Genomic DNA, 13,630 nt, shown 5'->3' with positions numbered 1-13,630 from the left:
TGTGTGGTAGTTATGACAAGTGGAACCAAAATAGAAGACCTCTTTTTAAAAGACGTTAAACGAAATATCAATGGTGTCATTAAGGTCGATCAAGATGATGATGCCAGTATTTATACTGAACTTGATGAGTATGTTGTTACAAAAGAATCAAGGGAACATTTTGATAAGTTCTTTTCCAGATACTTAAATGCCACACAGGAATCTACTGATAAGATCGGTGTTTGGGTATCGGGTTTTTTCGGTTCAGGTAAGTCTCATTTCATAAAAATACTTTCATATTTGATGGAAAATAGGACTGTACATGGAAAAACATCTCTTGATTTTTTCAGGGACAAAATTGAAGATGCACTTATTTTCGATAGCATTGAAAGATCGGTCAATTATGGTACAAAAGATGTCATCCTGTTCAATATCGATTCTAAAGCAAGTACTGTTGACAGAGACAATGAGCTTATTGTTAATGTGATGATGCGTGCGTTCAATGAGAAGAGAGGGTACTACAGGGATGTTTTCTGGATCGCTGAAATGGAAGAAGATATGGACAATAAAGGTCTCTATGGTTCATTTAAAGAGGAGTTTTTGAAGATCAATGGTGATACTTGGGAAAACAAGAGAAGTAGCTATTCTTTTGAACAGGATGATATTGTTGAAGCGTTGGTAAATTGTGGCTATCAAAGTCGTGAAGCTAATGAGAGACTTTTCGATAACGATGGTCAAGCATATCATTTTGATGTTGAGAAGTTTGCTGAAAAACTGAAGAAATATTGTGATTCAAAAGGAAATGATCATCAGGTCATTTTCCTTATTGACGAGATAGGACAATATATTGGTGCGAATAGTGAGCTAATGCTGAATCTCCAAACGATCGTTGAAGAGCTTGGTACTAAACTTGTAGGGAAAGCATGGGTAATTGTCACATCGCAGGCTGATATTGATCTTATTACTCAGGAAAAAGTAAAAGGTTATGATTTTTCTAAAATTCAGGGACGTTTTGATACTCGATTAAGCCTTTCCAGTGCTAATGTGGACGAGGTTATCAAAAGAAGGATTCTTGATAAAAAGGATGATTACAAGGATATGCTTTCAGTATATTATGGAGATAATCAAACCATACTGAAGAATTTGTTATTGTTCTCAAATGGCACAGCACAGATGAAATTGTATTCTAGTTCTGATGATTTTGTTAATGTTTATCCATTTGTTCCTTACCAGTTCATTATTTTGCAGAAAGTGTTTGACCAGATCAGGCAGACTGGATATACAGGAAAACACCTTGCAAAAGGTGAGAGGTCTATGCTTAATGCTTTCAAGGAAGCAAGTGAGAAATATTGTGATAATGAAATTGGCGTTCTTGTGCCGTTCTCTTCATTTTATAGTACCGTTGAGAGTTTTCTTGACCCGATTATTACGCGTACTATCAAACAAGCAGAAGCAAATGATGTTTTAAACAATGCTGATTGCGATATTTTAAAGATGTTGTTCATGATTCGTCATGTGGTAGATGTTCAGGCAAATCTTGAGAATCTGGTGGCTTTGTCAGTTTCGAGTGTTAATGAGGATAAGCTTGAACTTAAGAAAAGTGTCGCTGAGTCTTTGATTAAGTTGGAAGGACAGACACTTATCAATAAATCAGGAGATAGTTATTCATTCCTGACCAACGAGGAGCAGGAGATCAATCGTGAGATCAAGAACCTTGATGTTGACAGGCATTTGATCCTTGATGATATTTTCAATGTTGTTTTTAATTCTAATGATATTTGTCCTGTTAAGCATAGCAAATATGTTTTTGATAGAGCACTTGATGATAAAACTAAATCTGCAAACAATGCAGATATTACTGTTAAATTCCTGACCCCAATGTCTGATGAGGTAACAAGAGGCAGTGGTCAGAGGTCGTTGTCGGGTGATAATTTAAGCAATATTGATTCTAAGGATACGTTACTTTTCATTTTCCCTGAAAAGAGTGATTTTGTAGATATAGTTAAAAAATATTTGAGGATCAACAAATATCTTACTCAAAACAGCTCAAGATCAGATAACGATATTCGCCACCGTATATTATTGGATAAAAAACAGGACCTTGAGAGGCTTAAAGAGTCTGCTGTTAGAGGTATATTGGATGGAGCATCTGAAGCACGAATATTTGTTCATGGTAAAGAAGTGTCAAGTATTGGGAACAAGAACCCCAAGGAAAGGGTAAAGGAAGGATTAGATGTTCTTTTTGAGAATGTTTACAGTAAGTATGGATATGTTACAAGAAAATTTGATTCCGATAGTGATGTTCTAAAGATTCTAAGATCAAATGATCTTGAAAAGTATGGCATCGGTAAATCAGATACTAATAAAAGAGCTTTGAAAGAAGTTTTAGATTATGTGGATATTCGTACTGAAAAGAACGATAATGTTGTTCTAAAGGAAGTTAAGAGTAGATTTTCAGGAAAGCCATATGGCTGGAATGATCTGACAATATCCGGTCTTGTTGCGACTCTTTTTACAAACGAGGATATCAGACTTAGATACCAAAAGACAACGCTTCAGGGAAATCCAGAGGAAATTGCCAGATACCTTACAAGAAAAGATGATGCTGAACGTGTGATCCTTGAGATACGTAAGCCTGCTGGAATGGAAATAATCAATGATGTTAAGTCGATCCTTCGAGATGTGTTTGATAGAACGGCTATTCCTGATAAGGAGAAGGACCTTTTCGATCTTTGTTATGAGATAATTAGTGAAGAGATGGGAAGCGTTGAGAGAATTGCTGGCAAGTATGCTGAGGAGAAACGCTACCCAGGTGAGAAAGATATTCTTGCTTATGAGAAGTTTTTGAAACGTTTATTGAGTATCACTGATCCTTCTCAATTCCTTGGTAAGCTTTCAGAAGATAAGGTAATTCTTCATGATCTAAAAGAAAAAGTAAGTCCTGTGATGAGATTCTTTGGAAGTCCACAGGTTGATATTTTCAGGAAGGTTGCGAAGAAGATCGGTTCATTCAAGAGGAACGAGCAATTCCTTGATGCTGATGGAAAGTTTGCTGTTAAGGACATTGGGAGGATATTAGCTCTTGAGCAGCCATATCCTGAAATAAAGACTTTGACCGGATATGAAATATCTATAGATAGCTCCCTTAAAGCAAGTCTTGAGATTTTAAAGAAGCAGTTCTTTGATAGACTTGAAAGTGTTAAGATAGAGATAGAGGATGAATTTGGACATCATGCGACATTGTCCAATGACTTCAAACTTTCTGTGTTAAAACCATTTGAGAAACTGGAAGTTGATGTTACAAGTTCAGATGAGTGTTCTTTTGTGAAACTTCAGCTTGATAGACTTGAAGGTGAGCTGAGGATAGTGTTTGATGAGATCAGTAAACAGTTGCAGGTCATTAAGGAGGCCACGGCACCTGTTGAGGTTGATGGTGAGTCAGGTATTCCTGATCCAATGCCTGTTGTTCGTGGAACAAAAATGATCGAACATGCTGTATTCCGCACTCCGAATACAATTCGATCTGAAGAAGAGCTTGACAAGTATCTCGAAAGTTTGAGATCTAAGCTTATTGCTATACTTGAGGAGAGTAATATTAAGTTCTGATTATTAAATACCAGATTAAAATTTGTTGCGAAGTTTAACAACCGAGGAATCATGTGAGGACCAAGTTCGATGAAACCTCGCAGCAGTAAACAAAAATATCGCCTGACCTCCAAAGCTCACAAATTCTTAAAAAACGAACAAGCAGATCAAAACGTATGATTTGCTCTTATTGAACACAACAATTTTACAATAATCAAGTGGTAGCTACTATGGATAAGAAAAAGATAGAGGCATTTTCAAATACCGTGAGAGACAAGCTCCTCACAGAAATAAAGAACCAAGCATTTAACCTTGGTATTACTCCCGAAACGATCCACCCCGTGGACAGCACAACAGAAGATGCCATTATTGTAGGTGGCAAAGTCTTAGATAAGAAGATCATGCACCAGCGTGAGCAACTTGTAAGAGCAGTTGAAGAGAATGGCTACGTCCAAGTGATGGATGAAGTCACATACACATGGTTCAACCGTTTTGTTGCTCTCAAATTCATGGAAGCCAACGCTTACCTCCCCGTAAAAGTGTTCTCCTCCAAAGACCCATACGACCACGACAATGAACCTGAACTTTTCACTCAGGCAACATCCATAGATTTCCTCGACCTTGACCGCTCTCACATTCTCGACCTTAAAACCGATAACAAGGACGAAGAACTTTACAGATACCTTATCCTCAAGACCTGCAATTATCTTAATGAGATCATGCCGTTCCTGTTCGAACGCATTGAGGATTACACCGAACTCCTGCTTCCAGCAGACCTGCTCCACACCGATTCAATTATCCACGATATTAACGGCATCATCGATGAAGCTGACTGGCGTGAAGTTGAGGTCATCGGTTGGATCTATCAAGATTATGTTAATCCAAGAAAGACCGAAGTGTTCAAAGACCTGAAAAAGAACATCAAAATAAGCAAAGAGAACATCCCTGCTGCTACCCAACTATTCACTCCTAAATGGATAGTCAAGTACATGGTTGAAAACTCCCTCGGCAGACTATGGCTTGAATCCAATCCAAACCCAACCCTGCAATCAAAGTTCAAATACTTCATAGAACAGGAATCTCCAACCCCTGAAAACAAAACCCACAATCTCGAAGAAATAACCCTCCTCGACCCCGCCATGGGTTCTGGTCATATCCTTGTCTATGCTTTCGATGTTTTCTATGAACTCTACCACTCCATGGGCTACCTCGATGAAGAAATAGCCCCCCTCATCCTCAACAATAATCTCTACGGTTTAGAGATCGACAACCGTGCCACCCAACTTGCAGGCTTCGCCCTGATGATGCAGGCAAGAAAGTATGATAAGGACCTGTTCAAAAAGCAGATAAACCTAAACCTCTGCCCCATACAGGAAACCAACCATCTCCAGATAGACGCTTCAACATACCCTCAATTACACCGCCTCTATGATTTCTTCATCGATGCCAAAGAGTACGGCTCTATCCTGAAACTCCCTAAATTCGATTTTGCAAAGATCGATGAGGAATACGAACGATTTAAGGAGCAGCCATCGTTAGATTCTTTTTCAGTATCATTTGGCGTTGATGATATTGTCAAGCAGGCAAAAGTGATGGCAGGCTTGTATGATTGTGTGGTGACGAATCCGCCGTATATGAATGCAAGTGGAATGAACTCTAAATTGAAGAAAAGAGTAGCAAAGGATTATCCCGATTCAAAAAGTGACTTATTTTCTGTATTTATTCAAAGATGTCTAGATTACACATCAAATAATTGTTTTACTTCAATGATCACAATGCAATCATGGATGTTTCTTTCTTCTTTTGAAAAGTTGAGAGTGAATATATTACAAAATCATTGTATTGATACCATGGTTCATTTAGGAGCAAGAGCTTTTGAACAAATTGGTGGTGAAGTTGTTTCTACAACATCTTTTGTATTAAGGAAGTAAAAAAATGACTACATTTATAAATTTGATAAATTACAATTCAAGTAATGAAAAAGAGAATGAATTTTTCAATGATGACAATCGAAAATTTATTTTGGATCAGTCTGTTTTTTTAAATATTCCTGGCAAAACGATTTGTTATGAATCAAATGATAAAATTATTGATATTTTTAAATTAAATAATAGTTTAAAAGATGTTGCTGATTTTAAAACTGGAATTACTACTGGTGACAACACAAAATTTATGAGAAGTTGGTTTGAAATTCAATTTAATAATATATACTTTAACTCTGAAAATGTTCAAAATTCTATTGATTCCGGCTTTAAGTGGTTTCCATGCAAAAGTGGAGGAACTACTCGTAAATGGTTTGGGAACAATGATTTGATTATAAATTATCAAAATGATGGATATGACATTAAACATTTTGTTGATAAACACGGTAAACTAAAATCAACAATAAGAAATCAAAAATACTATTTTAGAGAATCAATAACTTGGTCTAAAATTACAAGTAATCAAATCAGTGTGCGTTATGCTAAAATAGGCTCAATTTTTGATGCTGTTGGGTTGTCAGCATTTGAAAAAAATAGTAATCTAACATATATAATGGCTCTTTTAAATTCAAAACCCACAATGCTACTTCTAAGCTACATTAGAGATGGTCTTAGCATCCTCGTAGGTAATCTTGTGAACTTACCGTTTATAGTACCTTCATCAACAGACGAGATTCAGATCAGTAAATTAACTCAACAATGCATCGATATTTCTTGCGAAGAATGGGATTCTCGAGAAATATCATGGGACTTCAACATTAACGAACTAATCCACTATAAAACAACATTAACTCTAGAAGATGCTTACAATAACTACTGCACCTACTGGAAAGAAAAATTCCATCAACTCCATACAAACGAAGAAGAACTCAATCGTATTTTCATTGACATATATGGCCTTGAGGATGAGTTAACACCAGATGTACCATTGAAAGATATTACAATTCTTAAGACTGAAACAGAAATTAGGAATGGCAAACTTTCATTCAAAAAAGATGTAATTATTAAGCAGTTTATCTCCTACGCTGTCGGCTGCATGTTCGGTCGCTACTCACCCGAAAAGCCCGGGCTAATACTCGCAAATCAAGGTGAAACACTCGCAGACTTCAAGGCAAAAGTACCTAATGTGGATTTCATGCCGGATGAGGATAATATTATTCCGGTGCTGGATAATGAGTATTTCTCGGATGATATTGTGGGCAGATTCAAGGAATTCCTTAAGTTTACGTTTGGGGCAGAGACATTGTCGGTAAATCTGGACTTTATAGCAGGGGCTTTGGCGAAGAAAGGTGGCAAGGGGTCAGAGCAGGTTATTCGGGATTACTTTATCAAGGATTTCTACAAGGATCATTTGAAGATGTACAAGAAGAGACCGATATACTGGATGTTTACTTCGGGAAAGGGGAAGGCTTTCAATGCTTTGGTCTATATGCATCGGTATGATAAGCAGACTTTGGCTAAGATGAGGATGGATTATTTGTTGGAGCTTGAAAGTAAAATGGATGCTCAGAAAGGGATGTTGGATGGGGATAAAGTTACTTCTCAGAGAGATAAGCTGGCTGGACAGATTCGGGAGATCATGGAGTATGATGAGGTGCTGAAGAATAAGGCAGATGCTTATATTGAAATCGATCTGGATGATGGGGTCAAGGTTAATTATGCGAAGTTTGAAGGGTTGGTTGGGAAGATATGATTATCGTTCCTATTTTCTACTTTAAGGTATGTTGATGATATTTTAGGTGGTAGTATGATATCAAGTTCCGATTTGAAACAAGAATTTAAAGAAAGTGATCGATTTTATGAAGATGCTAACAAAGACTTGTCTTTAAAAGATCCTATATTGCAAGAAATGATTCGAAGCGAATTTGGAAGAGACAGAGATAGAATCTTTTTTTCAAGAGCTTTTCGAAGATTACAACACAAAGCACAGATCTACTCTAATGAGAAAGGTGATCACTATAGAACTAGGCTTACTCACACATTAGAAGTTTCCCAATTATCAAGAAGTCTTGCCAGATATCTTTCAGTGAATGAAGATTTAGTAGAAGCTATTGCAATTGGTCATGACATTGGACATACGCCATTCGGACATGAAGGTGAAAGGGTGTTAGATGATGTGATGAGTGGGAATGACAATCTTGGAATGACGAGATTTAAAATAAATCATGGCGGTTTTAAGCACAATTTTAATAGTGTCCGAGTATTGGATATTACTACATTAAAATATCAGGATAAACCTGGATTAAACCTGAGCTGGCAAGTTTTAGAAGGAATCTTAAAACACACCAGAACAAAAAGATGTAAAGAAGAAGATTGTACTAAATGTGGGAACTGCTGGGACATCAAAAGATTTATTCATGATAAAAAATTAATTGATACTTTGTATTTAGATTTTAATTTTTCTGTAACACTTGAAGGTCAAATTGTTTCAATTGCCGATGAGATCGCTCAACGTCAACATGATCTTGATGATGGATTACGTGACGCTTCATTGAGATTGGATTCTAATGATGTTTATTCAAAAATAATAAGCTTTATAGGTGAGATTGTCGATGCTAAACCTGTTAACTGTAAGTCATGTAGTCACCAAGAAAAAGTTTATCTGAATGATTGTTATAATTCATTGGATATATTAAAAAACAAACTCGAAGTTAATAAAGAATCCAAAAATAAACTTTATATGATTGACAGTTTAGTAAGAGATATCATTGAATATTTTATTATCGATGTTTATCGAACAACAAATTATAATATCTCGATTTCCGAATTAGACATCTCTAGAACGAATGCTTGTAATGGTACAATTCTTGACAAAAATCTTGTATCTTTTTCGGAGTTAGGGACAATTCTGGATAACAAAATTGAAAGCTACATAAATCATCAAATTATAAATTCACATGGTGTGAACATGTTTGATGGAAAATCGAAATTCATTATCAGACAATTATGTAAAGCATATTATAATAATCCTCTACAAATGCCTTCATATGTTTTAATGAGGCTAGAAAAAGCAATTCGTGATAAGTTTCAGTTCTATGGTATAGATTTACGTCTTAGTGATATCTTTAAAAATGGAACAAAGAAAGACATTACCATGTTAATTAAATTGTTAAAACTTGATGACATTCCTATAATATACATGCAAGGCCCGATTATTAAAAATCCCTATGATATAAATGGCCACGATAAAGAATCAATATTTGAATCTATAAATAAAATAGGTACTTCTGAAATCGAGAACGATTCTGATCGATTCGTTAAATGGTTGTTAGAAAATAATTATGCTTATCTCTCTACAATATGTGATTATATTGCAGGCATGACTGATAACTATGCAAAGGATGAATATAAAAAATTATATTTGGTAGATTAAAATTATAATACAGGATGCTAGAGGATTATTTTGAATTTAGCATTCTTCTTTTCATATATTCAATGAACAAAAACCACATTTGTTTTTAGCAATTAACTTAAATATTATCTAGTTCAAACAACAATATACACGTAAAAATCACAAAAAATGCAATTAAATCTCAATATTTGGGTGTTATCAACATGTTAATTGAATTTAAAGCTGAAAATTTCAGATCAATTCGGGATGAGATTACTTTTAGTTTACTGGCATCATCGGATAAGGCACTCGATGGGAACTTGATCGAGCTGGATATATTAAAAAAGGATGATCGGTTACTTCGAAGTTCTGTTATCTATGGGGCTAATGCTTCGGGGAAGACTAATGTTCTTGCGGCAATGTACAATCTGCAGGCACTGGTGGTCAATTCGGTTAGGAATCAGATCGGGGATGTGCTTCCGTATTCTCCATTTAAGCTTGCGACGGAGTATGGGGCGAAGCCGACAAAGTTTACGGTGTTCTTTGTTAAGAACAATGTCAGGTACAAGTATAGAGTATCATTTGATAGTGAAAAGATTATTGATGAATTCCTTTACTATTATCCCAATAATCGGGAAGCTTTGGTCTTTGAAAGAACAGACACTACGGAATTTAGATTTACAACTGACAAAAGGGTTCAGAATGATATTTCGAAAAGGACGTTGGATAATGTCCTTTATTTGTCGAACTCTGCTCAGCAGAACTATGGTAAGACCCTTGAAGCGTTCAAATGGTTCAAAGAGAACTTACATATTGTAGGATCAATGCCAGTAGTTCAGGACTACTCAACAATCGAGATGTTAAAGAATGATAGTTCAAAAAGAGACATCATCAAGGCTCTTGAACGGGCGGATCTTGGGCTTGTGGATGTTGATGCTGAAATAAAACTATTCAAGCCGAATGATGCACCTCAGGAAGTAGTGGATAAACTCCCACGCAGCTTTGATATGGATAACGGTGAGCTCCAGAGGATAGAAATAAACTCATATCATCTTGGAACAGATGAAAGTGGAAACAAACAAAAAGTTTGGTTCAATTTTGAAACAGAAGAATCAGAAGGAACAAAGAGGATGTTCTCACTTATCGGACCATGGTTGGATGCACTTGAAAATGGACATGTTCTACTCATTGATGAACTTGAACTGAAATTACATCCGATGTTGAGTGAGCATTTGATCAAATTGTTCCATGATAAGAACTATAATAAGAACAATGCTCAGTTAATAATTACAACTCATAACACCAACTTGCTCAACGATGAGATATTCAGAAGAGATCAGATCTGGTTTACTGAAAAGGATGCAGATTCGGGGAGTACAGACCTTTACTCATTAGTAGAGTTCAAACCTCGCAAAGATCAGAATCTTCTAAAAGGATACCTGATGGGAAGATATGGAGCTTTACCTTTTATTTCATCTTAAATGGGGTCTGGAATGTCTGACTATAGCCGAAGAAACCGAGGGCAACGACCTACAAGGAATAAAATGGTAATCATTTGTGAAGGTGAGAAGACCGAACCCCTCTACTTCAACAATTATCGAACACGACAGAACAACCTCGATGTGATCACGATACCATCGAATCGTAAAGACGTTGTAAACATAGTAGGTTTTGCCAAAAAGAAGCTGGATGAGCTGGATATTGAAAGTGGAGATTCGATTTGGTGTGTATTTGATCGTGATGAAAATACAGACCAAACAATATCAAGTGCTTACAAAGAAGCTGGCAGATCTATCAACATGTGTTTTTCGAATCCTTCATTTGAACTTTGGTTCTTATTGCACTTCAGTTATAACAATTCTCCTCTTGAAAATAAAGGTTTGATAGAACTATTGAAAAGAAATATATCTGAATACAGCAAGAGTGAAAATTATTATAAAGTACTTGAACCTTTAATGGTTACAGCGATCAAGAACTCTAAAAAGCTGGAAAAATATCATCTTGACAATGGAACAGAACTTAACAGTACAAAAAGCAATCCATCTACACAAGTTCACAGAATGATTGAAACGATTCTAAACTTCAATTCATAAAAACGTACAGTTGGCTTCAATATACTCATCGGATGCATCAGTATGGTTAACATAGAGAAAACAAACCTAACGCTTCTCAAGAAATTTGCTGAAAAGGAAGACTACGAAGACCGTAAGATAGTCTTTTGGTATGACAATGAAAGAACAGCAGATCAAGAGAGCCTTGCTCTGATCGAAGAGGAGCTGGCAAAACACAACATCAAGACTAAAACACTTGATAACAACTATTTTGCTATAAAGAAGCTGTTAGAGGTCGAAGATACCGCTTCCAACTATCTGATCTACTCTCCAGATGATGAACGAGGTTATGAAGATAACTGGCTTCTTGACATTCAGATGTATTCAGGCAGGTTCGAGAACAGCAGGATATCGGACATAAAAAGTGTATTGGAAATAGATGGGCATGATCTTGACGAATTCCTCGAAAAAAGATACAAGTTCTTCATTAGCAAGAAAAGAACAGAACCCTTTTTACGCTTATATCAGGCTGACTGGAAAAAAGATGAGTTCTTAATAGGCTTCTTATCCGTTTTTACGAATTCTCGATCAACTGATCTCCGTGAGATCTTGAGAGAGCTTTTAAAGATATCTCTTGAAGAAGAAGATAACAAGGTATGGGAAGACATTGTCAAATTTGACCTCGTAGATGATTTCTGGAATATTATTAATCGTTACTTCGGTTATCATTCGAAAGAACCAACTCTTAAAAAGCTGTTCTTAAGCTTCATCATAACCCATATTGTCAGAAACACTGGCCTTAAATTGGATACCTACAAATCTTATATCAATTCCAAAGGCAACGAGTGTGAGATATTCATACGCAACTGGATGGATCATTCAAAGGACTCACAAGGATTCGATGATTTCTCTAAAGTAGTAATGGAAGAGAATAGCTCAAGGTTAGAAAGCGATCTCAAGAACATCATCAAAAATTCAGATATCCCTGATTATATTGAAGCCGAGTCCACAGATATCTTTGACAGAGCAGTTATCAATAACATTGCAATCGATATCGAAAATGGACAAGAAGATTTCGAATCCTATCTGAATTGGATCGCAATAAGAAAAACAAAACACTGGTATCCAAAATACAGCGATCTTTATCTTGCACTTGAATATGCTATTTTATTGCATAAATTTGCAAAAGAGTTCAGGGTCGAAGACCTCTGTGATAAGAACTTAAAGGACCTTTTTCATGCCTACACCGACAAGCATTACCTAATGGACCAATATTATCGCAAGTTCTATTACTATTACGACAAGAGCAGGGAAGAGGACATTCTCAAGAATACTCGTGAACTTGTCGAAAAACTCTACAATAATGTGCTCATGGATCGTCTTCTTGGTCAATGGAGTGAAGCTATCAACAATGAGACGAATGGAAAATGGAATGTAGAACTTGTAGATCACCAAAATGAGTTCTACAAAAGACATGTTGATAGGATCTTAAGCCGTAATGACCGAGATAAAGTTGCAGTCATTATCTCTGATGCACTAAGGTATGAAGTTGCTGCAGAGCTTCAGGAAGTGCTTAACAGAGAAACTCCAGGCATCATTGAGCTAAATGCTATAACAGGAAATTTACCCTCCTATACAAAATTGGGTATGGCAAGCCTATTGCCACATAAAGATCTCGAATATAAAAGTGGTCGTATCATTGCAGATGGAATTAGCACCGAAGGCTCACAAAACCGCGAGAAGATCTTAAAAAATACTTTCGCAGATTCGATTGTTATAAACTCTAAAGCCGTAATTGATCTTACAACAGAACAAGCAAGAGAACAGTTTAAAGGAATTCGCTTATTCTATGTTTATCACGACGAAATCGATGCCACAGGAGACCATTCTGCTTCAGAACATAATGTATTCAATGCTGCCGAAAAAGCGATTGAGGATATTAAAAAAGTGATTGACAAATTAGCAAGATCTCAAATTGTAAATAACATAATAATTACTTCCGATCATGGTTTTATTTACAAGAGGGATGATCTTGGTAATATTGATAAAAGGGACCTCTCCGACTTTGACAAAGAACAGATCATTGAGTCTAACAAACGCTACGTTTTAACAACTGAAGACATTCAGTTAAAGAACACGCACAAATTTGACATGGCAGATACTTTCAACTCTGGGGATAAATTATTCCTTTATACACCTCAAGCTGATCTCAGGTTCAAAGTACAAGGGGCTGGAAACAACTTTGTACATGGTGGAGCATCTCCGCAGGAAATTGTGGTTCCTCTCCTAAAGTATAGCTACAAAAAGACTGCTCAACTCGAAAAGAAAGGCATCAAAACAGGAAAGGTCAGTTTGATCCTTACCACACCTAACAGGAAGATCACGAACACTACATTCAAGATCAGCTTCTTACAATCAGAAAAAGTGACAGACAAAATGTTGCCACTTCATTGTAAAGTGTCATTATGGAATCGTAATGGTGACAAAAAGATAAGTGATGAGAAGCTTATCATTGCTGATAGCACATCAAATGATGCAAAGGAAAGAGTATATTCAGTTACGCTGACATTAACCAATGATGTTGAAAATAAGATATATTATCTTCATGCCATCGATGAAGACGATAAAGCACTTAACAAAGAAATATTCGATCCAATTGATTTCAATGTTGATCTCTTATTAAAAAATGATTTCTTCTGACG

Annotated in this window: 7 protein-coding genes; all 7 read left to right on the top strand. The window is 36.2% G+C overall.

Features of this window, described 5'->3' with window-relative positions; translation table 11 throughout:
* The first annotated feature begins 12 nt into the window (after positions 1-12).
* The 7 genes from brxC to pglZ all read left to right on the top strand — a co-directional run bounded on the left by brxC (position 13) and on the right by pglZ (position 13,628).
* Positions 13-3,585 carry a BREX system P-loop protein BrxC gene (gene brxC / locus PBV53_RS07490; RefSeq protein WP_270096529.1) on the top strand — a complete coding sequence of 1,191 codons (3,573 nt, stop codon included), beginning with the start codon at positions 13-15 and terminating at the stop codon, positions 3,583-3,585.
* Positions 3,586-3,794: 209 nt separating this feature from the next.
* The gene (gene pglX, locus PBV53_RS07485; RefSeq protein ID WP_270096528.1) at positions 3,795-5,495 is read left to right on the top strand and encodes a BREX-1 system adenine-specific DNA-methyltransferase PglX; all 1,701 of its coding nucleotides are present in this window, start codon (positions 3,795-3,797) and stop codon (positions 5,493-5,495) included.
* A gap of 4 nt (positions 5,496-5,499) precedes the next feature.
* Positions 5,500-7,239 carry a BREX-1 system adenine-specific DNA-methyltransferase PglX gene (pglX, locus tag PBV53_RS07480; RefSeq protein ID WP_270096527.1) on the top strand — a complete coding sequence of 580 codons (1,740 nt, stop codon included), beginning with the start codon at positions 5,500-5,502 and terminating at the stop codon, positions 7,237-7,239.
* 54 nt (positions 7,240-7,293) lie between these two features.
* Positions 7,294-8,919 carry a deoxyguanosinetriphosphate triphosphohydrolase family protein gene (locus PBV53_RS07475; RefSeq protein WP_270096526.1) on the top strand — a complete coding sequence of 542 codons (1,626 nt, stop codon included), beginning with the start codon at positions 7,294-7,296 and terminating at the stop codon, positions 8,917-8,919.
* A 182-nt stretch (positions 8,920-9,101) separates the two neighbouring features.
* Positions 9,102-10,358: an AAA family ATPase gene (locus tag PBV53_RS07470; protein ID WP_270096525.1), complete on the top strand. Its 1,257-nt coding sequence runs from the start codon at positions 9,102-9,104 to the stop codon at positions 10,356-10,358.
* Positions 10,359-10,370: 12 nt separating this feature from the next.
* On the top strand, positions 10,371-10,970 hold the full coding sequence (locus tag PBV53_RS07465) for an RloB family protein (protein ID WP_270096524.1): 600 nt from the start codon (positions 10,371-10,373) through the stop codon (positions 10,968-10,970).
* 42 nt (positions 10,971-11,012) lie between these two features.
* The gene (gene pglZ / locus PBV53_RS07460; protein WP_270096523.1) at positions 11,013-13,628 is read left to right on the top strand and encodes a BREX-1 system phosphatase PglZ type A; all 2,616 of its coding nucleotides are present in this window, start codon (positions 11,013-11,015) and stop codon (positions 13,626-13,628) included.
* Positions 13,629-13,630 lie beyond the last annotated feature (2 nt).

This window comes from Methanococcoides alaskense, assembly GCF_027594145.1.
Lineage (GTDB): Archaea > Halobacteriota > Methanosarcinia > Methanosarcinales > Methanosarcinaceae > Methanococcoides > Methanococcoides alaskense.
Note: the sequence above shows the minus strand (reverse complement) of the source record. Positions and strands in the feature narration are given on the sequence as shown.

Excerpts from the sequence above, each read along its gene's own strand:
- brxC (WP_270096529.1), top strand. The coding sequence starts at position 13 with ATGACAAGTGGAACCAAAATAGAAGACCTCTTTTTAAAAGACGTTAAA.
- pglZ (WP_270096523.1), top strand. The coding sequence starts at position 11,013 with ATGGTTAACATAGAGAAAACAAACCTAACGCTTCTCAAGAAATTTGCT.
- pglX (WP_270096527.1), top strand. The coding sequence starts at position 5,500 with ATGACTACATTTATAAATTTGATAAATTACAATTCAAGTAATGAAAAA.
- PBV53_RS07470 (WP_270096525.1), top strand. The coding sequence starts at position 9,102 with ATGTTAATTGAATTTAAAGCTGAAAATTTCAGATCAATTCGGGATGAG.
- PBV53_RS07475 (WP_270096526.1), top strand. The coding sequence starts at position 7,294 with ATGATATCAAGTTCCGATTTGAAACAAGAATTTAAAGAAAGTGATCGA.
- pglX (WP_270096528.1), top strand. The coding sequence starts at position 3,795 with ATGGATAAGAAAAAGATAGAGGCATTTTCAAATACCGTGAGAGACAAG.
- PBV53_RS07465 (WP_270096524.1), top strand. The coding sequence starts at position 10,371 with ATGTCTGACTATAGCCGAAGAAACCGAGGGCAACGACCTACAAGGAAT.